Annotated in this window: 17 protein-coding genes; 16 read left to right on the top strand and 1 reads right to left on the bottom strand. The window is 37.0% G+C overall.

From position 1 onward, the window contains the following. Positions 1-15 precede the first annotated feature (15 nt). From AN395_RS09675 to wecA, 12 genes are all read left to right on the top strand, one after another. Positions 16-2,694, top strand: a complete 2,679-nt coding sequence (locus tag AN395_RS09675; RefSeq protein WP_054982873.1) for an SLBB domain-containing protein — start codon at positions 16-18, stop codon at positions 2,692-2,694. Between the two features lie 27 nt (positions 2,695-2,721). Then, entirely contained in the window at positions 2,722-3,693 is a 972-nt protein-coding gene (locus tag AN395_RS09670; protein WP_054982872.1) for a Wzz/FepE/Etk N-terminal domain-containing protein, read from the top strand. Positions 3,694-3,715: 22 nt separating this feature from the next. After that, on the top strand, positions 3,716-4,849 hold the full coding sequence (gene wecB, locus AN395_RS09665; protein ID WP_095206640.1) for a non-hydrolyzing UDP-N-acetylglucosamine 2-epimerase: 1,134 nt from the start codon (positions 3,716-3,718) through the stop codon (positions 4,847-4,849). Positions 4,850-4,975: 126 nt separating this feature from the next. Then, complete coding sequence (gene wecC / locus AN395_RS09660; RefSeq protein ID WP_054982871.1) at positions 4,976-6,232, top strand: UDP-N-acetyl-D-mannosamine dehydrogenase; 1,257 nt, start codon at positions 4,976-4,978, stop codon at positions 6,230-6,232. Beyond that, on the top strand, positions 6,229-7,407 hold the full coding sequence (locus AN395_RS09655) for a polysaccharide biosynthesis C-terminal domain-containing protein (RefSeq protein WP_157683950.1): 1,179 nt from the start codon (positions 6,229-6,231) through the stop codon (positions 7,405-7,407). The genes wecC and AN395_RS09655 overlap by 4 nt, the downstream gene beginning before the upstream one ends. Positions 7,408-7,492: 85 nt before the next feature. Continuing rightward, on the top strand, positions 7,493-8,578 hold the full coding sequence (locus tag AN395_RS09650) for a polysaccharide pyruvyl transferase family protein (protein WP_054982869.1): 1,086 nt from the start codon (positions 7,493-7,495) through the stop codon (positions 8,576-8,578). Continuing rightward, positions 8,575-9,678, top strand: coding sequence for a glycosyltransferase family 4 protein (locus AN395_RS09645; RefSeq protein WP_054982868.1), 1,104 nt, complete (start codon positions 8,575-8,577; stop codon positions 9,676-9,678). Before AN395_RS09650 ends, AN395_RS09645 begins: the two co-directional genes overlap by 4 nt. Further along, a complete protein-coding gene (locus AN395_RS09640) occupies positions 9,668-10,843 on the top strand; it encodes an O-antigen ligase (RefSeq protein WP_054982867.1) in 1,176 nt (391 codons plus the stop codon). Before AN395_RS09645 ends, AN395_RS09640 begins: the two co-directional genes overlap by 11 nt. After that, positions 10,836-11,714 carry a glycosyltransferase gene (locus AN395_RS09635; protein ID WP_054982866.1) on the top strand — a complete coding sequence of 293 codons (879 nt, stop codon included), beginning with the start codon at positions 10,836-10,838 and terminating at the stop codon, positions 11,712-11,714. The genes AN395_RS09640 and AN395_RS09635 overlap by 8 nt, the downstream gene beginning before the upstream one ends. Then, entirely contained in the window at positions 11,711-13,354 is a 1,644-nt protein-coding gene (locus AN395_RS09630; protein WP_054982865.1) for a heparinase II/III family protein, read from the top strand. The genes AN395_RS09635 and AN395_RS09630 overlap by 4 nt, the downstream gene beginning before the upstream one ends. A gap of 2 nt (positions 13,355-13,356) precedes the next feature. Next, positions 13,357-14,589, top strand: a complete 1,233-nt coding sequence (locus AN395_RS09625) for a glycosyltransferase family 4 protein (protein ID WP_054982864.1) — start codon at positions 13,357-13,359, stop codon at positions 14,587-14,589. A gap of 26 nt (positions 14,590-14,615) precedes the next feature. Further along, complete coding sequence (wecA, locus tag AN395_RS09620) at positions 14,616-15,686, top strand: UDP-N-acetylglucosamine--undecaprenyl-phosphate N-acetylglucosaminephosphotransferase (RefSeq protein ID WP_054982863.1); 1,071 nt, start codon at positions 14,616-14,618, stop codon at positions 15,684-15,686. A gap of 388 nt (positions 15,687-16,074) precedes the next feature. Here the strand turns inward: wecA and AN395_RS09615 are convergent, their stop codons facing one another. Continuing rightward, the gene (locus AN395_RS09615) at positions 16,075-17,451 is read right to left on the bottom strand and encodes an MBL fold metallo-hydrolase RNA specificity domain-containing protein (protein ID WP_054982862.1); all 1,377 of its coding nucleotides are present in this window, start codon (positions 17,449-17,451) and stop codon (positions 16,075-16,077) included. Positions 17,452-17,898: 447 nt separating this feature from the next. On the opposite strand from AN395_RS09615, the gene rfaH reads away from it, so the two are divergent. From rfaH to AN395_RS09590, 4 genes are all read left to right on the top strand, one after another. Further along, the gene (gene rfaH, locus AN395_RS09610; protein ID WP_029773213.1) at positions 17,899-18,384 is read left to right on the top strand and encodes a transcription/translation regulatory transformer protein RfaH; all 486 of its coding nucleotides are present in this window, start codon (positions 17,899-17,901) and stop codon (positions 18,382-18,384) included. Positions 18,385-19,030: 646 nt separating this feature from the next. Further along, entirely contained in the window at positions 19,031-20,137 is a 1,107-nt protein-coding gene (locus tag AN395_RS09600) for a polysaccharide export protein (protein ID WP_054982860.1), read from the top strand. A gap of 10 nt (positions 20,138-20,147) precedes the next feature. Beyond that, the gene (locus AN395_RS09595) at positions 20,148-20,582 is read left to right on the top strand and encodes a low molecular weight protein-tyrosine-phosphatase (RefSeq protein ID WP_054982859.1); all 435 of its coding nucleotides are present in this window, start codon (positions 20,148-20,150) and stop codon (positions 20,580-20,582) included. A 15-nt stretch (positions 20,583-20,597) separates the two neighbouring features. Next, a complete protein-coding gene (locus tag AN395_RS09590; protein WP_054982858.1) occupies positions 20,598-22,829 on the top strand; it encodes a polysaccharide biosynthesis tyrosine autokinase in 2,232 nt (743 codons plus the stop codon). Positions 22,830-22,834: the final 5 nt, after the last annotated feature.

Raw genomic sequence — 22,834 nt, 5'->3', positions numbered from 1 at the left:
GGGATATACCTACTCGTGAAAGTTTTTACACAATTTTTTAGTGCTTTTATTCTACTTTGTAGTTTTAGTACCATGGCTTTTACGCCAACGGCCTCACAAATTGAGCAATTTAAAAAGTTGCCAAAAGCCCAACAAGAAGCCCTAGCAAAGCAATACGGTGTAGATATTTCTACGATCACCGGCGCTAATCAATCAAATGACGAAAACTCAAATGAGCAGCAGTCAACTATCGGCGAACGCCCAGAAAAAGAACAAGAAGACTTAACTGACGAAGAGCGTTTTAAGCCAAAAACAGAAGAATTAAAGCCTTACGGCTACGAGCTTTTTGCCGGTGAACCCACCACATTTATGCCAAGTGAAAATGCAGCCGTACCTGACACTTATATAGTAGGTCCAGGGGATCAACTAAAAATTAACTTTTACGGGAAAGAAAGCGATAGTTTTGATGTAACTGTTGGCCGTGAAGGGCGTATTAGCATTCCCGATTTAAGCCCTGTAGAAGTAGCAGGCTTAACATTTGCCGAAATTAAAGAGCTAATAAAAGTAAAGGTTGAGCAAGAAGTAATCGGTGTAAAAGCCTTTGTATCACTGGGCCAACTGCGTAGTATGCGCATACTTGTATTAGGTGAGGCCTACAAACCAGGCAGCTACAGCGTATCGTCTTTAACAACCGTATCACATGCTTTGTTTGTAAGTGGTGGTGTGTCTGAAATTGCTTCACTGCGTAACATACAAGTAAAACGCGCTGGTAAAACAGTAGCTAATTTCGACCTTTACGATTTACTAATCAATGGCGATAGCAGCAACGATATAGTACTAAAGCCTGGCGATGTCGTTTTTGTACCACCAGTAGGTGCTCAAGTTACTGTGGACGGCTTAGTTAAACGCCCTGCAATATTTGAACTTAAAAAAGGTGAAACAGCTAAGCAGTTACTCACTATGGCAGGGGGCCTAAAGCCGGGTGCTTATGCAAAAAATGCCGTGGTAGAACGTTTCAATTTTGATCGCAAAGAAGTGCTATCAGTAGATTTTACTAAGCCACAAATTAACTACATCCCGCAAGATGGCGACCGTGTACGCTTTAATTCTGTAAGCTCACAATACCAAAACTCTATTAGCTTAATTGGTGCTGTAGCGCGCCCAGGGAATTATCAATGGTATCAAGGTAAGCGTATTTCTGATGTTTTAAAATCAGTACGTGGCGATTTGTTGCCACAAGCAGATTTAAGCTACGGCTTAGTTATTCGCGAAATTAACATAAATGGTGATATAGAAGCGCATCAATTTGATGTAGCACAAGCCATTATTAAAAATCCTGAAAACAATTTAGCATTAAAAGCTAATGACAAAATCATAGTATTTAGCCGCTTTGAAGAGAAAGACGCTGAAAAATCAGCACTTGCTAATATGGCGTTGAGTCAGGAGCAGCAAGAGCAGCAGCTAAAGGCTGAGCAATGGCATACATATCAGCAAAAAGAGTTTGAAAAATACATCGGTATAAACCAAGAAGAAGAGGAGCTTATTTTTGAAGAAAATAAAGCCCTTACAATAGCCGAAATTTCAAAACGTAAAGCAAAAGAAGAAGCCGAACTTGAATTAAAGCCTGAAGATTACGCTTTATTTAGCCGCCATAACCTTTTAGCCCCCATTATTGCCAAATTTAAGCAGCAAGCCTCAGTTGAGCAGGCTATGCAGCTAGTAGAAATTAGCGGTAACGTTACATTCCCAGGTGTTTACCCGTTAATGGTAGGCGGTGATGTACGTGATTTAGTAACCGCTGCAGGTGGCTTGCTAGAATCAGCCTACGTAAAACAAGCCGAAATTACGCGTATTGTTGCAAGCGACGCGTCTAAAATAGAACACTTACGTTTAGACCTCGAAAGTGCAATGCGTGGTGATTTACAAAGCAACATTACATTGCAAAGTAAAGACAGCATTAACGTATTCGCTATCCCAAATTGGCAAGAAAACGTAAAAGTAGAGCTTAAAGGCGAACTTAGGTTCCCTGGTACATACACAATTCGCCGAGGCGAAACACTAACTGAGTTACTTGAGCGTGCAGGTGGCTTCTCTGAGTTTGCTGAACAAAAAGCAGCTGTATTCACCCGTGCCTCAATTAAAGAACAAGAGCAGCAACAGCTAGCCCGCTTATCAACTGAGCTACGCCGCGATATTGCTTCAAAGAGCTTTCAAAACTCAGTGAGTAGTAATTCACTTTCTTATGATGAAATGAATAAGTTATTAAATGATTTAGCGAATGTAGAAGCGGTAGGGCGCCTAGTTATCGATTTACCACTTATTGTTGAAAACAAGCAAAACTTAGTCCTTCAAGACGGTGATGTATTGTATGTACCTAGCAAACGTGACTCTATTAGCGTTATTGGTGAGGTTAATTACTCAACATCACACTTATATAAAGCAGGTGTAAGTGTTGACGATTATATTGCCCTAAGTGGTGGTCTTAAAGAGCGTGCCAATGAAGATAGCATTTATATTATTAAAGCTAATGGTTCAGTAAAAATTCCAAATAAAGGTGGCTGGTTTGCGGTTAATAACTCAGAGCAGTTAGAGCCTGGTGATACAATAGTAATACCGATGGATGCAAGCCATATGGATAAGCTAACGCTATGGAGCACAGCTACCCAAATCCTTTATCAACTGGGTGTAGCAGTAGCTGCGATTGGTAGTTTGTAAACAAAATTAAATAATTAAGAGTGATAAATGAATACAAATAATACCTCTCCTTCGCTGAAGCCTAATAGCTCAATTTACGAGAATGAAACAGACTTCTGGAATTTACTTGAAAGTTTGTGGAGAGAAAAAGTAATCATATTTTCGATTACTGTTTTCTGCTCTGTATTATCAATTTTTTATGCTCTAAAGTTACCTGATATTTATAAAACCCAGGTTATATTAGCTCCTGCTGATGTTAAGCAATCAAGTGGTTTATCAGCTCTTTCTGGGCAGTTCGGTGGTTTAGCCAGCTTAGCTGGTATAAACATGAATTCTTCAGGTAGTAATGCTAAGTTAGCTCTAGAAATAATTAAATCTCGAAAGTTTATAAATGACTTTGTAGAAAAGCATAATATTTTGATAGACCTGTTTGCTGCTGAAAGCTGGAATGTGATGGGCAACTCTATTATTTATGATGCTGAACTCTATGATACCCAGCTACAAAAGTGGGTCCGTGAAGTTCAGCCACCTAAAAAAGCAATACCATCCTTGCAAGAGGCCTATGAGAAATTTATAGAAATTATGCAAGTAATCGAAAACCAAGATACTGGAATCGTAACTATAAGCGTTGAGCACGTATCCCCATACATCGCTAGAGAGTGGGTTGAGTGGTTAGTACAAGATATAAATCAAACGATGAAAATTAGAGATGTAAAAGAAGCGGTTAAAAGTAAAAAGTTTTTAACTGAGCAGCTTAAGCAGACTAGAGTCGCTGATATGCGTTCGATACTCTATAAGCTAATTGAGGAACAGTCTAAAACGATCATGTTTGCTGAGGTTAGGGATGAGTATGTATTTAAGACAATAGATCCAGCACTAGTTCCTGAAAAAAAATCAGGTCCCAAACGAGCACTTATTTGTGTTTTGGGCGCTTTCTTAGGTGCTCTGCTAGGTATTTTCATCGTGTTACTAAAAGGTTACTTTAGAGAGAATTTAAAGAAATCTAGACGTTATAATTAATTAAATATTCTTGGGGAAATGTGTGGCTAGTAAAAAAGTATTGGTGGTTTTTGGTACTCGACCAGAAGCAATTAAAATGGCGCCTCTTGTAAATGCGTTAAATGTTGATAATCGCTTCGATAGTAAGGTATGCGTCACAGCGCAGCATAGAGAAATGCTGGATCAAGTATTAAAGTTATTTAAGATTGAGCCTGACTATGACCTTGATTTAATGAAAGCAGGACAGACTTTACCTGAAGTAACGAGTCGTATATTACTAGAACTAACTCCTGTATTAAAAGAGTTTAAGCCTGATGTAATTCTTGTACATGGAGATACAGCTACAACGTTCGCAGCAAGCTTAGCAGCCTACTTTGAGCAAATTCCTGTGGGGCATGTAGAAGCCGGATTACGAACTGGCAATATCTATTCTCCTTGGCCGGAGGAGGGAAATCGTATGTTAACTGGAACATTGACAAAATATCACTTTTCTCCAACAGAAACTTCTAAGCAAAACTTATTAAGAGAAAATCATAAATGCGAAAATATAAGCGTTACTGGAAATACTGTAATTGATGCCCTATTACTTGTTAAAAAACAGATAGATACTAATGGTGAATTAAGTAATCAACTTGCAGAGCAATTCCCTATGCTCAATGAAGATAAAAAGCTAATTTTAGTAACTGGGCACAGACGTGAAAGTTTTGGTGGTGGCTTTGAACGTATCTGTGAAGCTTTAGCCAAAACCGCAAAAGCTCATCCAGAGTGCCAAATTTTATATCCTGTACATTTAAATCCAAATGTACAAGAGCCTGTAAACCGCATATTGCAAAATGTAGATAATGTCCATTTAATTGAACCTCAACAATATCTGCCATTCGTTTACTTAATGAATCGAGCGCATATAATTCTAACAGACTCGGGAGGCATTCAAGAAGAAGCTCCGAGCTTAGGCAAGCCGGTGCTTGTAATGCGAGACACTACTGAGCGTCCTGAGGCCGTTGATGCCGGGACTGTAAAATTAGTTGGCACAGATGTAGAAAGAATCACCTCAGCTTTAGATGAGTTGTTAGATAATGATATGTCGTATAAAGAGATGAGTAGGTCTCACAACCCATATGGAGATGGCAAGGCTTGTGAGCGTATATGTGACATTTTAGCTAGCAGCATGAACTAATATGCATTTAGTTTAGCTTGAATTGAATAAGCTTAGTGTTCGGATTATTTAATATATTTATAAGCTTTGAATCACCCCAAAGCTTGAGTGTAAAAGCTACAAAGCAGTAAGGTAGAAAGGATTAAAATGTCATTCAAAAAAATTTCAGTTATTGGTTTAGGTTATATAGGTTTACCAACAGCAGCAATGTTTGCGTCGTATGAAAAAAAAGTAATTGGGGTTGATGTAAATCAATTAGCTGTAGATACAATAAACAGAGGTGAAATACATATAGTTGAACCTGATTTAGATAAAATAGTATACACAGCTGTTAATAAAGGCTTTTTAAAAGCTGTTACAGTTCCAGAAAAAGCAGATGCATTCTTAATTGCGGTACCTACACCTTTTAAAAACAATCACTCTTCAATCCCTGAACCAGACTTAAGCTATATAAAGAAAGCTTGTGAAGCAATTGCTCCTGTACTCGAAAAAGGGAATTTAGTTGTACTTGAGTCAACATCACCTGTTGGTGCAACAGAGCAAATGGCTGAGTGGTTAGCATTAGCTAGAACTGATTTAACCTTTCCAATGAAAGCCGGGGAATCTGCCGACATTAGCATCGCTCATTGTCCTGAGAGGGTACTACCGGGTCATGTAGTGAGAGAGCTTGTTGAGAACGATCGTGTAATTGGAGGTATAACAGCTAAATGTTCAGCTCGTGCTGTAGAGCTCTATCACACCTTTGTGAAGGGAGATTGTGTCATTACTAATGCGCGAACTGCTGAAATGGCTAAATTAACCGAAAATTCTTGTCGAGATGTTCAAATCGCCTTTGCTAATGAACTTTCAGTTATATGTGACAAATTAGATATAGATGTTTGGGAGCTAATAAAATTAGCTAATCGTCATCCTAGAATAAATATTTTGCAGCCTGGGCCTGGTGTAGGTGGCCATTGTATCGCGGTAGACCCTTGGTTTATTGTAAGCAAAACACCTGATGAAGCTAAATTGATAAGTACTGCACGCCAAGTAAATGATGCTAAACCTCAATGGGTTATAGATAAGGTAAAAGTTGCTATTTCCGATTTCCTACAAGCCAATCCAAGTAAAACAGCTAAAGATGTTGTTATTGCTTGCTATGGCCTAGCTTTCAAGCCAGATATTGATGACCTTAGAGAAAGTCCTGCTCTAACTATTACCCAAAAGATTAAGTCTTTCCATAGAGGTACAGTAAAAGCCGTCGAGCCAAATATAGATTCAACGCATGTAGATAGTATTGAATGTACTAATATTAACGACGCTGTCGAGTATGCAGATATCCATGTTGTTTTAGTAAAACACAAAGAGTTTTATAATTTAAAAAACAATGAATACACTTTAGATTTTGTTGGCTTACTGCCTTGAATGTCAGTATTAAAAAGGTACTGTCGATTGTCCTTTTTCGCTGTTTAGGTGCTGGTTGCTCATTTCTGATTACACTTGTACTGATGAAAGAACTGACTGTAATTGATTATGCTTACTTTAGTTTTGTATTTTCTATTTTTACAGCAGCCATGCTCTTGCCAAGTATTGGAATTAATAACGCGTATGTAGTAAATAGCACAAATATTTCAATGCAAGATTACGAAAATTCAAAATTGATAGTAACGTTAGGTTTTTTATTCATTTTACTTGTTTCTTCTGTTTTTATAGAAAAAATTTATATTTATTCTATTTTAGCTGGTCTGCTAGGCGCAAGCTTCGATCATGTTTTAAGTAAATACCAAGCCTCAGAAAATTTTAAAGTTTACAATTTTTTACTTCCTCTACGAAGTATTTTGCTGCTTTTAATTATGATTGTAGTACTCCATTTCTTTAATGAGGATTTTATCGATGCATATTTTAAGAGTATTAGCATAATTTTTTTTATTAGTATTCTAATATATTTACTATACTCCAAAACTCGATTAAGAAACAAGCCGCTAAATTCTCTTAAAAAGCTTATAAATGTTTCTAAAGGTTTTATAGTTTTTGAAGTGTCTGTATTGGTATTAATGAGGTTAGAGGTTTGGTTATTAACCTTTTTTGTTGGTGTTGGTTATTTGAACTCACAAAGTGTAGCTTATTACTGGGCAGCATTTAGTTTTATATTTTTGTTACCAATTATAAGTTCGAGTCTAACTACTATTCTATTGCCAACACTAAAAAAAAATAATAGTTTGGAAGGTGCTAAAGCTAAGCTTATCTTAATTTTTTTGAGTATGATCATACTCTATATATCTATTGCATGCATAGCGATAGAGTTTTTATTTGGTGAGAAGTATGAGGAAACATTAATTATTTTACCTATTATGGGAGTAGGGGTTTTTTTCTCATTTATAGCTAATCTAGAAAGACTTAGCTTAGTTGCTCTTGGAAAAGAAAAAAAAGGGAATATAGTTTCTTATTGTCAGCTAGCCGTATCCTTATTAGTAAACATTGCGCTGATACCATTACTGGGCTTATACGGTGCTGTATTAGCTTTCGTCTCTGTTAGACTTACTTCATTATTAGGATTTTATTTTATTTTAAAAAAAGAAAAAAATCATTTCTATACATAAATTTTTATTGTTTTGTATTTAGTTTATTTAAAAGTTTAACTTATTAAGCATTGGTGAATAAGTTTATAGCGAATAAGAGAGTTTGATGATTAAGAGTAGTAGTTATAAATATGATTTTGTTATCAAAGGGGCCTATGGTACGGGTAACTTTGGCGACGATGCATTGTTTGATGTAGTTTTCAATCAATTACCACCTAACAGTAAAGTAGCAGTTATTGCAAGAAATGCATCTTATTTAAAAGACGGTTATCCTATGCTTGATGTTTATCACCCAAATGATGTAGCAAGTATTAATTGCTCAGTGTTTATCTATGGAGGCGGAACACAATTTTACTTATTCCCAACTTCAGATAGCTTTATTTTTAAAGTCAAATATCATCTCAAAAACCCAAAAAACTTAATTAATAAAATATTAAGAAGAGGCCTAGAAATCTCTTATGATAAAAAAATTGGTTTAGGTTTAGGTTTAGGTCCTTTTTATACAAAAAACTCTTCAAAATTTAAAAAAATAATCAATGACTTAAAATCATTTGATGAGTTGTACGTGAGAGATACTAAAAGCTATGACTTTTGTAAAAATAATAAAGTAAAAAATGTAAAAATTAATACGGATTTATGTTTTTTAAAAAAACTTACTAAGCTAAATAGTAGTGAAAAAAGTGCGGTTATTTTAAGAGACTGGATACATGATGAAGGTGGTCGTAAGCATTTCCCTGCTATAAAAGAGTATCTGATTAAAAATAAAAATAACACTGATTTGGTGTTATTTGCCAACGATTCCGAATGGGTAAATTTTGCTAAACTAAATAACATTAACCTTGTTAAATGGGAACCTAAAGTTTACTCATCAAAATCATTTATAGAAAAGTTATCTCAATACAAGTTTTTTATATCATCAAGGTTTCATGGAGTTGTGTATGGAACTCTATTAGGTATACCGGCAATTTCAATAGAAATAGAGCCAAAGCTAATGATAGGCGCTTCCCTAAATACTGGGCTTATTTGGAATGATGACTTTAATATTAATCAGTTATATTCGTTAATTGAAGAACTAAATAATGATTATGAAAATCATGTTAAAAACCTCAATGTTATTAGAGAAAAAAAATATATGGAGGCTAGTGATATGTCCAAAGCTTTATTAAATATAAATGCAGAGGTAATCGAATGATTTATATATTGCATGACAAAGTTTTTGAGGATGGAACGTTATGTATTGGTGGAATACAGACTTACCTTTACAATTTATCGTTGTCACTTAGTAGTGAACATGACGTTGTCATTTGCCAATTGGGCAGTGAGTTTGATGCTTTTCAAGTAAATGGGCTTAAAGTAATATCAGTGCCTACTGATAAAGTGAGTAAAATCCCGGCTTTTCAGAAGTTAAATATCCAAAAGGAAGATGTTGTAGTTTGGGGCACGGATAGTCATGTAATTAAGGGCAATTACAAATCTATTTCGATACAACACGGTATAGGTTTTGATTACACAAACACCAACTCTAAACTTAAACTAAAAGTTATGAAAAGCTGTCTAGGACACCTTTTTAAATTAGGGCAAAGGCTTAAGTCCTTAAAACTGACTGCGACTTCAGATCATGTGGTTTGTGTTGATTATAATTACCTTAATTGGTACAGAACGTATACTCGGAATAACATATCTAAAAAAATTACAGTGATTCCAAACTTTACAACTTTGCCAGACAGAGAGCCCATCGTTTTTAAAGATAAAGAGATAATTGAAATTGTCTATGCAAGAAGGTTTATAGAAAAAAGAGGCGTATATATCTTCTGTGAAGCTATAAAAAACATTTTAGATAGGCATTCAAACATAAGAGTTACTTTTGCGGGTGATGGTCCTTTAAAGCCTTACATAGAGAGTTCATTTAAAGGCGAAAGTAGAGTGTGCATTACATCCTACCAGGCTTATGAATCATTGGAGTTTCACAAAAAGTTCGATATTGCTGTTGTGCCTACAATTGCTGGTGAAGGTACTTCATTGAGTCTTCTTGAGGCTATGGCCTCAGGGTGTGCTGTAATTGCAAGCAATGTAGGAGGAATGACAAACATTATTCTTAACAGGTTCAATGGCTTTTTAATAGACCCAAGAGCTAGTGAGATAGAAAAAAGCTTGGACCGACTTATATCTAATGACGCTCTACGTGTTGAGATGAGTAAGAATGCTTATAAAAGTACATCTTCATCATTCAGCTTTGATATATGGAAAGAGCAATGGTTAGAACTTATTACTAGAATAAAGTATGAAAAATAACTTCTATTTTATTTTTCTATCTTTTTTTACATCCCTGTTCTTATATAGCAGCGTAATTAAACAGCTATATGTTTTTCCTATTGATATAACTTTATTATCATTTTTAGCTGTTTCAATTTTATACGTATTCCTTGAAAAAAATTTTAAAGTAACTTCACCCATTCTTCTTCTTTTTTTGTTCTTTATAATGTTGGGGGTTAGTTATTATTTTTCAAAATCTGAGAGTGTTGGGGGTTATAAGTTTATAGCAACAGCCCCAGGGTTAATTATTTCATTATATTTATTAACACTGAATTATAATAAATATAATGCTAAAACCTACTTGGATGTTTTTAGTATAATGTCAGTTCCGGTAGCTTTATATTTTATTTATATACTACCAAAGTTATTTTCAGGCGGTGCCGGGGGCGTAGACGTAGTTAGAAGTATTTATCTGAGTTTGCCCCTATACTTATGTATATCGATTGTTTATGCCGTTACTCAAATAGCGAGAGCGAAAATTTTGTATGGCCTCATAGTATCTGTTAATATAATTGCAGTTCTAATGTCTGGTGCTAGGGGACCACTTTTAGGGCTTTTTTTATGTCTCACAATACTCTTCTTCGCTAATTATAAGACAATTATTAGAGAGGTTATATATCGAAGATTCTATTTATTACCTCTGGTTTTTATAGTTTGTAGTTATATTATAAGTACGGTTAATATAGATCTATATAGTTTTTTTGAAAGAACTATTAAGAGATTTGAAATGTTATTAAATGATAACGGTGGAAACTCGGTGAACGAGAGATTATTCGCACTTCAGAGTATGTATCATAATGGTTTCGAAGATCTCACAGCTGTTTTCTTAGGTAAAGGTCTTGGCACATTTGGTATAGAAGTGTACGGTATTGACGCTTATTATTATCCGCATAATGTTTTTCTTGAATTAGCATTTGAAACAGGGCTAGTAACATTGTCAGTTTTCTTACTTTTTCTTGCAAGTCTTCTATATGGTCCTAAAAATAATCAGCTTGCCTTACTTTACGCTATTTTTATTTTCTTAACATTTAACTTTATGAAGTCATATTCAATTGTAGGTTTGAGGTTATTTATTCCTATTTTTATATTTTCATATTTATTAACGATTTACCCATGCTTCAAAAAAGAAAAAAGTAATGATTAATATAAGTATTATAATTCCACACTTTAACTCATCTGAATCTTTAAAAAAATTATTAGCATCAATCCCTAATATCCCTTGTATAGAAGTAATTGTTATAGATGATCACAGTACTCAACCAGTTGAATTACCTAAAACCCTTCACAGTAATTTTAAATTGGTGAGTAACAAATATGCTAAAGGCGCCGGCGGGGCACGTAATACGGGGATAGAGATAGCAAGAGGGGATTGGCTCTTGTTTGCAGATTCTGATGATTACTTTATCGAAGGAGGCATAAACCAAGTAGTTTCTGCAATAAACAATACTGATGACGAAGATATTCTCTTTTTCCCTCCTACTTCTAGTTATTTAGATACAAATAAAGCTGCAAAAAGGCATTTAAAGTATTCAGACTTAGTGTATTCATATATTCGGGATGATTCTTATAAAAATAAAATCATGCTTTTATTTTCTCACTATGTCCCTTGGAGTAAAGCCATAAATATTGAGTTAATTAAAAGTAATGGTATTTATTTCGATGAGACATTAATCGCTAATGACGGGATGTTTTCAGCAAAGTGCTCGTTAAAAAGCAAAAAAATAAAATGCTTTTCCGAGCCTATATATAATGTAACCGTTTCTCAAGGAAGCCTAACAAAAATAAAAAACGTTGAGCTTTTTAGAATTAGGTTAGAGGTTTTTTCTCGTATGTTCCACTATTTGCCTAATGAATATAAGAATATTATAGGCATGTCTCCGTTAGCTTTAATATATATGAGCCGGGCTTATGGTCGTAAAGAGCTTTTTAGAACTATAAAGTTTTTCGCAAACAATAATGTTTCTTTTTTTAAGTATTTTAATTTTAGTTCAATAAAAAGGTTTTTTAAAAAATGAGAAAGCTACACCTTTTTTTGTTCACTATTTACTATATGAAAGTTATACAAATAGTAAATAGAATTTATAGAAAGTATAAAAAAATTACTTATTTGGAGTGCCCAAATGAGCTTAAGATTCTAGATAATAATCAGTATATAAAGCTAGAAGCTCTAGATAATGCAATTATTGACTCTCAAAATGTCACGTTTCTTAATGAAACAGGAAAAATACTTGACTGGGACAATAAAACGAAACCGTTACTATGGCTTTATAATTTACATTACTTTGATTATTTAAATGCCAGAGGTTGCTCTGAAAAACACCAATTAAATCAAAAAATAATTAGTCATTGGGTGGAGCATAATAAATTTAACACTGGCGTTGGCTGGGAGCCTTACCCACTATCGTTGCGCATTGTTAATTGGATTAAATTTCATTGGAGTGAGGAGGCGTTGCCTGAAAAGGCGATAGAAAGTCTTTGGTCACAATCAAATGTCTTAAGTCAAAAGCTTGAATATCACCTTTTAGGCAATCACCTTTTTGCAAATGCGAAGGCTTTGATTTTTGCAGGTAGTTTTTTTAACTGTAAGGAGTCACAAAAGTGGCTTGCTACAGGTTTGAAAATTATAACTGCAGAGCTCAATGAGCAAGTACTAAGCGATGGTGCAAACTTTGAACTATCACCTATGTACCACAATATTATTCTTACTGACATGCTAGACCTTGTAAATCTCGCAAATTCGACAAATAAAGAAGATTTAATGTCTAAAGTTGATGGCTGGCAATCGATTATAACTAAGATGTTGCATTGGGGGCAGAGTATGAGCCACCCAGATGGTAAAGTGTCTTTTTTTAATGATTCTGCATTTGGGATCGCGCCAGATATAAAGGTACTGCATAAGTATAGTAAAGCTTTAGCTTTAACTACTAAAGAGCTTAAAAATACAACCGTTCCCACAAAAGGAATAGATCATTTCACTTTTCATAAAAACAGTGGATATGCCGTTGTTTCAAATTCAACATTCAAGGCTATTTTAGATATGGCACGTGTTGGTCCTGATTATCTCCCTGGGCACGCTCATGCTGATACTTTATCATTCGAAATAAGCCATGGTTCTCAACGGTTATTCGTAAATAGTGGCACCAGTTTATATGGTGTTACAGATGAAAGGTTAAGACAGAGGAAAACGGTATCGCATAACACTCTGAGTATTGACGGTTTAGATTCAAGTGAGGTGTGGAGTGGTTTTCGAGTGGCGAGACGAGCTTACCCCACAGTAAAAAAAGTAGAAATTAATGAGAGTTATTTACAGATTGTATGCTCACACAATGGTTTTAAACGCCTAAAGGGAAACCCTATACATCAGCGGAGCTGGAAATTTAATCAATCAAGTGTAGAAGTAAAAGATGAGGTATTAGGGCCCCATAGAAGTTGTCAATCTCACTTCCATCTCCATCCTGATATTAAAGTGGAGCGTATTAGTAAAAGCGAAGTTCACCTTATTTTACCTAACCATGAAAAGGTTGTTTTTTCTAGTATAGGGGAAGTAGAAATTCTTAATACCACGTGGCATCCTGAATTTGGCATTTCAATACCTAATGTAAAATTAGTTTGCACGTTGATTAATAATCAAAATACAGTTTTTGTAAGGTTTTAGTAATGCATATATTATTTTTAACAGATAACTTTCCACCCGAAGGTAATGCACCAGCCACTCGCACATATGAACATGCCAGGGAGTGGGTAAAAAAAGGAGTACAAGTTACAATTATAACTGGGGCGCCAAATTTTCCTGAAGGTGTTGTATTTAAAGGTTATTCTAATAAATGGTTACATAAAGAAAATATTGATGGAATAACTGTCTGGAGGGTTAAAACATACATCACAGCAAACGAAGGCTTCGTGAAACGTACCCTAGATTTTATTTCTTTCATGCTTTCAAGTTTTTTATTTGGTCTTTTTACCAAAAAAGTTGATGTTGTGGTCGGTACATCTCCACAGTTTTTTACTGCCATTTCTGCGTGGGCTTTAGCCAAGCTAAAGCGAGTGCCATTTGTATTTGAATTGAGAGATATTTGGCCTGCATCTATCACAGCTGTTGGAGCTATGAAGAAAAGTAAGCTAATAAGTATTTTAGAAAAAATAGAGCTATTTTTATATAAACAAGCCAGTAGTATTATTTCCGTTACTAATAGCTTTAAGAGTGAATTAATAGAAAGGGGAGTAGAACCAAACAAAATTAAAGTTGTGCTAAATGGCGTTGATTTAAGTAGCTTCGCTTCACAAACTGATAAAGATCAAGAGTTTGTAGATACTTATTCATTAAATGGTAAATTTATTGCAGGTTATATTGGCACTCATGGCTTGGCTCATTCATTGGATAATATAGTGAAGGCTGCAGAGTTACTACAAGCCGAAGACGGAATAAAATTTGTATTTGCAGGGGGAGGTGCTGATAGAGTTAGAATCGAAGAACTTGTTGTCAAAAATAATTTATCAAATATTGTGATGATTCCTCGTCAAGATAAGAGTAATATGCCCTCTCTTTGGAGCATTTGTGATGTTTCTCTGGTCCATTTAAAAAATACTCCACTTTTTAAAACGGTTATTCCTTCAAAAATTTTTGAATCAATGGGGATGGGATTACCTATTATTATGTCTGTTCCTGAAGGTGAATCTACAAAAATAGTAAGTGATAATAATGCTGGAGTTATAATTCCACCTGAAAATCCTTCTGCATTAGCTCAGGCTGTACTTTCGCTTTCGAAAGATAAAGATAAATTAGCTAAATTAAGAGAAGGCTCAGCCAAGGCTGCTAAGAAGTTTGACCGAGTTGTGCAGGCCAATACCATGTTAACTCATATTGAAGAGACTGTTAGAACTAATAGCTAGCGCTCGCCCTTATTAGGTTTTATTTTATGTTCATAGATCTTTCATTCACGTTTATAATTGCATTTGCGTTGCTTTTTCTTATGAGAAAAGTAGCACGAAAAATTGAGCTTGTTGACAAGCCTTCCGGCAGGAAGGCCCATACCGGTAATATCCCTTTAGTTGGTGGCGTTGCGATATGTATTACTATCGTACATTATATTTATTCACACCCCGGAATGATAAACCACGAGAACTTATTTATGTTATGTATAACCGCATTAACAGCAATAGGTGTGCTCGATGATAAGTACAATCTGAGTGTAAAGTTCAGAATGGCCGTTCAAACGGGCATTTCAATTATTATGATTTACTTTGCTGAAGCGCAAATGCAAACATTAGGCAATATGTTTGGGTTTGGAGAAGTTAACCTATCATGGGCTGGGCCAATAATTACAGTATTTGCTGTTATTGGCTGTATCAATGCGTTTAATATGGTTGATGGTATAGACGGGCTTTTAGGTGGATTGTCTATCGTAACATTTGGCAGTATCGCTATTTTATTATTCTTTACCGGTGAGCAAAAGTTAAGTTATCTTTGCGTGCTGTTAGTAGTAACTATGATCCCCTACATTATAATGAATCTAGGCCTATTTGGACGTGCCAGAAAAGTATTTATGGGTGATGCAGGCAGTATGATGATTGGCTTTACAGTAATCTGGTTGTTGATTGGTGCCAGCCAAAACCCAGGCAGTCCAATGATTCGCCCTGTAACAGCTCTTTGGTTAATAGCAGTGCCACTAATGGATATGGTCGCAATAATGGTGCGACGAATAAAGCAAAAAAAATCGCCATTTAAACCAGATAGAGAGCATTTGCATCATATCTGTCAGAGAATAGGTTGCTCTCCAATGCAAACATTGGCATTAATTTGTTTGATCGCTTCAATCTTTGCTGGAGTTGGGATGATCGGAGAAGTGTATAATATTCCAGAGTATTATATGTTTTATGGTTTTCTAGCTGTATTTAGCCTTTATTTATACGCACTTGCAAACTACTGTAAAGTAATTAACTTTATAAGGTGTAAGCTAGGCTTACCTAAGCTTACAATTCAACAATAACTAATTTCTCCTGTAATAGCTTTGTAAGTAACTATTCTACCAACGAGATCTGTAGAAAAAGAGTTTATGTTTTTTCTGTAAGCGTGTAGCGCCTCTGTGCTCTCGGGGGAAGATTTGTCTTTATAAAATCATTAAGAGATGATTATCACCACAGAGAACACGAAGAAGTGAAGGAGAAAAGCCAATAACTTCTCGGTGGAGCGCAATAACTTCTCGGTGGAGCGCGCAGCGTCTCTGTGTTCTCGGTGGTAGATTTGTTTTTATAAAATCATTAAGAGATGACTATCACCACAGAGAACACGCAGAAGTGAAAGAGAAAAGCCAATAACTTCTCGATGGAGCGCGTAGCGCCTCTGTGTTTTCGGTGGTAAAAATGTGCTGGGCTAAGCTAAGTCCCTATCTCAATTTTAACTTCACTACCCAACACCTCTTTATATTTACTTGCCAAAGCGCGCTTTGCATCTTCATCGCCGTGTACAATTTTTATATGGCTTGGCTTTTTACGCATGCCGGTTACAAATTTTACTAATCCGTTTTGATCGGCATGCGCGCTGTAAGCGCTAATGGTATGCACCTGTGCGTTAATTGTAATGCGTGTATCGTTTATAAAAACATACCCATTGCGGGGGCCATATTTTTGTATATCGCGCCCCAACGTGCCGCGGCCTTGGTAGCCAACAAACAATACATCGGTTGTTTTGTCAGGTAAAAAGCGCTCAAGGTAATTAACTATTCGTCCGCCACTGCACATTCCGCTGGCAGCTAAAATAATGGCTGGAGTTTGGCGCGACGCTAAATAATTAATAATAGCGTTATGCTCGCTATGGGTATCAACCGTGGTTAGGTTTTCAAAGTCTAGCGGGTGGCGGCCTTTGGCTACTTTGCGCTTAGCCTCGGCATCCCATAAGTGTTTAAACTTAATATATTGCTCGGTAAAATTGGCAGCCATAGGGGAGTCTAAAATTACATGAATACTTCGCCAAGGCGATCCTTTAGCTGATTGATGTATTAGTTGTTCTAGCTCGTAAAGTAGCTCTTGTGTGCGGCCAATACTAAATGCCGGCACTAACACTACGCCGTTATCTGCTACTGCGCGTTCAATTACATTTTTTAGTGTTTGGGTGCGCTCTTTTCGGCCTTGATGATTTTTATTACCGTAGGTTGACTCTATAACTAATGTGTCGGCCTTATAAGGAGGTTTTGGAGCCGGTAATAGCGGCGTGTAGGGCGCCCCTAAATCGCCCGAAAACACAACTCTATGGCTTTTATTATTTTTTGCATTAATGCCAACATCTATTTCAACATAGGCTGAACCTAATATATGCCCAGCACGCTGAAACCGCGCTTTAGCTATTTGCTGGTTGGCGCAAGGCAGCTCAAACCAGGTATAAAAATTAACCGCTACTATCTGCTTATTTATCAAGCTTAAGCACGCATTTATAATTTTTGTATTGCGGGTAACACCTACTTTTAATGCATCTTCAATCACTAATGGCAGCAAACTAGCCGAGGCAGGCGTAGTATAAATAGGCCCTTTAAAACCGGCTGCTAATAAATAAGGAATGCGCCCAACGTGGTCAATGTGGCAATGGGTAACAATAAGCGCGGAAATGTGCGCAATATCAAATTCTATTGATAAATCATCCTTTGCGTCTTCCCCCTGAAAAAGCCCACAATCTACTAGCACGCTGTTTATACTATTAATAACTAATTCGTGGCACGAGCCAGTCACGCCATTTACCGCTCCGTGGTGAAGTATTTTCATAGGGTATCTATATTTAGTTTTTTAAGGATAAAGTTAAAAGTAGGGTCAAACAGCGCTTTAAGCAAAGTTTAGTTATGTTGTAGCAGCGGCTTTATGCCGCGTAAAAATTTGTAGAGCTATCGCGAGGTAAACTCGCTGCTACTAGATATATTTTACTCTTATTAGTTTATGGCTTGTAGACACGCAACATGCTGGTGTAATGGGCGAAGCCCACGATAGCTGTAGCAGTGGCTTTATGCTGGCACTAATATTCAAAGAACGATTTAAGTTTTAATTTTAGCGACAAAACGCGTAATTGTTACAACAAACCTCACTATTACAATTAACAAGGTTAGTAAATATTTACAATAAACATCTATTTACTTAATGCGCTTAAATTGTTTATAATTACGCGTTATTAAATTTAACGTTGTGTTTTTTGCAATTATATTTGTAGTAAGGATTGCTATGGAAAGTTGGTATTTAGTTACGTGTAAGCCTCGCCAAGAAGAGCGAGCAGCCACCAACTTACTAAACCAAGGGATTGAAGTGTTTTACCCCAAGCTAACCACCGAGAAACTGGTTAAAGGTCGACGTACCGTTAAACAGTCAGCTCTATTCCCTAACTACCTATTTGTTTGTCTTGAGTCACAAAACGGTAACTTTTCTGCGGTAAAAAATACGCGCGGAATTAGCGGCTTTGTATCTTATGGGGCAAATTATCAAATTGTACCTACAGCCCTAATAGAACAACTTAAAAGTGAGCGTTTACATACTAATGATTCTACTATACCTAAAACGGGTGATGTAGTTAGCGTAAATAACAGCTCATTTAATAATATTAAAGCTATTTACAAAGAGCCAGACGGTGATATGCGCAGTATTTTGCTAATTAATCTACTTAATAAACAAGTAGAAATGAGCGTAGATAACAAAGATATAAAACAATACTAGCAAAATGCACAGCTTCGGCTTTATGCCAAAAAATTTAAGTAAGTATCAGTACGTAGGAACTGCAACCTAGGGCTGGAGCGAGAGGAGCTCTGCGACGAACTGGAACGTGAAGCGTGCCCGAAGGGCTAGACAAGCAAATAGTTTTGCTTTCAAGCTGGAGCGAGAGGAGCTCTGCGACGAACTGGAACGTGAAGCGTCCCCAAAGGGCTAGACAAGCTCGTAGACACGCAACTTGCTGGCGTAATAAAAGCAACGCTTTTACATTTTTATGCCGCGACAATATTAATGAAGGCCAAACGCGAGGTAAACTCGCTGCTACTAGGTTAGTGCAAAACTTTCAATGTTTAGCTCGTAGACGCGCAGCTTGCTGCGTAATGGGCGAAGCCCACAGTAGTTGTGGTAGCGGCTTTATGTTGCGTAAAACTAATAAGAGTAAACGCAAGGTAAACTCGCTATTACTCAGTTGGTGTATTTAAATTGCTTTTTTGCACTTTTACCAACGCGTTGGCCTTTAAATTAATACGCATAAAATGATTCGCGCTTGCGCGTTATCACCCCTCATGCTTTAATTACACCGCTAAAAAAATAAGTACTCACCAAGGTTGGTGAGCAAGTGCAATATTTAAAATAATTTTGGGATTCTACAATGGCGTCAAGCTGTAAATCACTCGTAACTTCTCTCGTAATGCTAGCAGCAACAGGCTGTACAATAGTTCCAGGTAGTCACTTTAAGGGGATCTCGCCTGGTGAGGAAACTCAAAATCTTGAGCAAGATCTCGAAAAAGTTAATATTCAAATTATTGACTCCTCTTTAGTCCAAAAGCAATCTCGCAGTGCGGCTAAACCAATATCAAGTTATGCTGGTGTTGATACTAGTAATTACCAATACAAACTAGGTGTAGGTGATGTATTAACAATTGGTGTGTGGGATCATCCAGAGCTTACAATCCCAGCAGCAGTTCAGCGAACTGCTGAGTTTGACGGTTTTAGAGTGCAAGAAGATGGCACTATAACTTATGCCTATGCACCGAATATACCAGCAGCGGGCAGAACAGTTAGTGAAGTACGAGACGATTTAGTAAGCCGCTTAAGCCGAGTAATAGAAGACCCTCAAGTAGATATAAAAATAGTAGGCTTTAATAGCCAAAAAGCATATGTAACAGGAGAGGTTAAACAGCCGGGCGTATACCCAGTAACAGAGGTGCCACTTACGCTTATTGATGCTCTTAACCAAGCTGGCGGTTTAACAAGTGCAGCCGACTGGCGCAGTGTTACTTTTACTCGCGGCGATAAAACAGAAGTCATTGAGCTTGATGACTTTTATGCGCATGGAGATATATCACAAAACCGTTTATTACAACACGGCGATATAGTGCATGTGAATCGCAATGATGCACAAAAGGTCTACGTTTTAGGTGATGTAAAGCGCGCAGGCTCAGTCACACTAAATCGCTATGGTTTAAATTTAGCCGAGGCACTAAGTGACACAGGCGGTTTAAACGAAAATACAGCTGATGCAAATGGTGTATTTGTATTGCGTAAAAGTGACATAGAAAAAACAGGCTATATTGCAAACGTTTATCAGCTACATGCAAAAAATATAGCTGCAATGGTTTTAGCCGAGCAATTTGAGCTGCAACCTCACGACATTGTATACGTAACCTCTGCACCACTGGCCCGTTGGAATCGCGTTATAAGCTTATTATTACCATCTGTAGCTACCGTTGATAACCTTAACGATATAAACAACTAAGGCGAATATAATGTTTGATTCAATTTTAGTTGTTTGCGCGGGTAACATATGCCGCAGTCCAACCGGTGAATACGTTTTAAAGCATAAGCTTGAAGGGAAAAATATTAACGTATCGTCTGCTGGTTTAACCGCATTAGAGGGCAAGCCAGCCGACCCCCTAGCAACAAAAATAGCGTTAGCAAATGGTATAAATATGGATGCCCATCAAGGGCGTCAATTAACGTCGGCTTTAGTTGCGCAAAATAGCGTTATTTTAGTAATGGAAGAGCGCCACTTAAAAGATTTATACGCCCGTTACCCCGAAGCACGTGGTAAAACTTTTTTATTAGGAAAATGGATTAATAACACCGAAATCCCAGATCCCTATCGTCAAAGTGCTGAAGCATTTGAGCATGTATACGCATTAATTGAGAGCGCATGTAGCGCTTGGCAAAAGTATTTATAAGGATTGGCACAGTAAATGACCCCTAAGACTACAGCACCAACCAATGACCAAAATAAATCTCCCGAACAAGAAATAGATCTTCTTGCCTTATTTGGCACGCTACTCGACCGTAAATATTTTATTATTTTATTTACCGCAGTGTTTGCAATTGTTGGTGTTGCTGTGGCCATATTAAGCACGCCTATATACAAAGCAACAGCACTAATACAGGTAGAAGAGAGCAGCCCCTCAGTACCAGGCCTAGACGACATGGCCGGAATGTTTGAAAGCTCAAGCGAAGCCGTAACCGAAATAGAGCTACTTAAATCGCGCAGCGTAATTGGCGAAGCGGTAGATACACTAAAGCTAAATATAATTGCAGAGCCTAAATTATTTCCTGTTATTGGGGGTAAAGTTTACCGTGGTTTTGTAGCAGAGCAACCTAACGAGTTAGCTAGCCCGTTATTAGGAGCTAGTAGCTATGCATGGGGCGGCGAAAGCATAAATGTATTTAGATTCGATGTGCCAAAAGCACTTGAAGGCAAAACGTTTGAACTAGTTACTGAAAAAAATAACCACTATAAGCTTATTAACCCCGACGGTGAAACAGTGCTAACCGGCACTGTTGGACAAGATGAGCAAAGTGGCTTTTATAATTTAACAATACGCAGTTTAAATGCTCGCCCAGGCACTACCTTTACACTTGTAAAAAATAACCGTTACCGCACCGTAGTTGAGCTTCAGCAGGAAATATCGGCAAGCGAAAAAGGCAAAGACTCAGGCATAATTACCCTAGCGTACGAGCACAAAAGTTCAGCACATGCAGAAAAAGTGCTTAACAAAGTATCGCAAATTTATGTTCGCCGTAATGTAGAGCGTAATAGCGCAGAAGCTAAAAAGTCGCTCGACTTTTTAGAGATACAATTACCTGAGGTTAAAAAGCAGCTAGAGCAATCAGAGCAACGCTTTAATGACTACCAAAAACAGCGGCAATCTATAAATATCTCTTTAGAGACACAAGGAGTACTTGAGCAAGTTGTAAAGCTAGAAACAAAGCTTCAAGAGCTTGAGCTTAACCGTTTGGAGCTGAGTCGCAAGTTCAAAAAAAATCACCCAACTTACCAAGGTATTATTGAACAAATCAAAGAGGTTGATCGTCAAAAAGAGCAATTAGTTGGTGAGGTGGGGAATTTACCAGAAACACAACAAGAGCTATTACGCCTAAAGCGTGATGTAGAAGTAGGTAATGAAATTTACATGCTACTCCTTAGTAAAACGCAAGAACTAGATATAGTCCGTGCGGGTACAGTAGGTAATGTACGCGTGGTAGATGTAGCAGCGGTAGACACTACCGAGCCAGTTAAACCTAAAAAAGCTCTAATAGCTGTAGTTGCAACATTATTAGGCGGGTTTTTAGCGGTCGCCATTGTGTTAATACAAAAAGCCATGCACCGTGGGGTAGAAGATCCAAATGAAATTGAAGCGCTAGGCCTACCTGTTTATGCAAGTGTCCCTTACTCAGACTATCAAAATAAATTAAGTGGTTTTGCTGAGCGTGCCCGTAAAAATAAAGTGAACAAACCTAAGAGTATATTGGCGTTAGATAATCCCGCCGATTTATCTATAGAGGCGCTACGCAGCTTACGTACCAGCTTGCATTTTGCGATGATGGAAGCCAAAAACAACATTATTGCTATATCGGGCCCAAGCCCAAGTGTGGGTAAATCATTTATATCGGTAAATTTGGCTACTGTACTTGCACAAAGCGGTAAAAAAGTACTTATAGTTGATGCCGACATGCGCAAAGGGTATTTGCAAACACAGTTTGGCCTTAAGTGGGATAATGGCTTAAGTGATTACCTATCTGGCCGCTTAAATTTAGCGCAAGTAACTAAACCAACAAAAGTTGAGGGGTTAAGTGTAGTAACCCGTGGGCAAATACCACCTAACCCATCAGAGCTGCTAATGCACAGTAACTTTAGCCAGTTTATAGAAGAGATAAGCGCCGAATACGACCTAATAATTATAGATACACCTCCTATATTAGCGGTAACCGACCCCGCAATAGTAAGTGCGCACAGTGGCACTACATTATTGGTTACACGATTTGGGCAAAACCACCTTCGTGAAATAGAGCTAACACGAAACCGATTTGAGCAAAACGGAATAGATGTAAAAGGCGTTGTATTTAACGGTGTAGTAAAAAAAGCCAGTAATGCCTACGGCTATTATGGCTACTACAATTACGAATATAAATCAGATAAATAGATAAT

Origin of the sequence: Pseudoalteromonas sp. P1-30, assembly GCF_001400005.1 — a bacterium.
Lineage (GTDB): Bacteria > Pseudomonadota > Gammaproteobacteria > Enterobacterales > Alteromonadaceae > Pseudoalteromonas > Pseudoalteromonas atlantica.
This window is presented reverse-complemented; position numbering and strand designations above follow the sequence as displayed.

Bases quoted from the DNA above. Each gene is read 5' to 3' on its own strand.
- AN395_RS09670 (WP_054982872.1), top strand. From the start codon at position 2,722: ATGAATACAAATAATACCTCTCCTTCGCTGAAGCCTAATAGCTCAATT.
- wecC (WP_054982871.1), top strand. From the start codon at position 4,976: ATGTCATTCAAAAAAATTTCAGTTATTGGTTTAGGTTATATAGGTTTA.
- AN395_RS09650 (WP_054982869.1), top strand. From the start codon at position 7,493: ATGATTAAGAGTAGTAGTTATAAATATGATTTTGTTATCAAAGGGGCC.
- AN395_RS09645 (WP_054982868.1), top strand. From the start codon at position 8,575: ATGATTTATATATTGCATGACAAAGTTTTTGAGGATGGAACGTTATGT.
- AN395_RS09640 (WP_054982867.1), top strand. From the start codon at position 9,668: ATGAAAAATAACTTCTATTTTATTTTTCTATCTTTTTTTACATCCCTG.
- AN395_RS09635 (WP_054982866.1), top strand. From the start codon at position 10,836: ATGATTAATATAAGTATTATAATTCCACACTTTAACTCATCTGAATCT.
- AN395_RS09630 (WP_054982865.1), top strand. From the start codon at position 11,711: ATGAGAAAGCTACACCTTTTTTTGTTCACTATTTACTATATGAAAGTT.
- AN395_RS09625 (WP_054982864.1), top strand. From the start codon at position 13,357: ATGCATATATTATTTTTAACAGATAACTTTCCACCCGAAGGTAATGCA.
- wecA (WP_054982863.1), top strand. From the start codon at position 14,616: ATGTTCATAGATCTTTCATTCACGTTTATAATTGCATTTGCGTTGCTT.
- AN395_RS09615 (WP_054982862.1), bottom strand. From the start codon at position 17,451: ATGAAAATACTTCACCACGGAGCGGTAAATGGCGTGACTGGCTCGTGC.
- rfaH (WP_029773213.1), top strand. From the start codon at position 17,899: ATGGAAAGTTGGTATTTAGTTACGTGTAAGCCTCGCCAAGAAGAGCGA.
- AN395_RS09600 (WP_054982860.1), top strand. From the start codon at position 19,031: ATGGCGTCAAGCTGTAAATCACTCGTAACTTCTCTCGTAATGCTAGCA.
- AN395_RS09595 (WP_054982859.1), top strand. From the start codon at position 20,148: ATGTTTGATTCAATTTTAGTTGTTTGCGCGGGTAACATATGCCGCAGT.
- AN395_RS09590 (WP_054982858.1), top strand. From the start codon at position 20,598: ATGACCCCTAAGACTACAGCACCAACCAATGACCAAAATAAATCTCCC.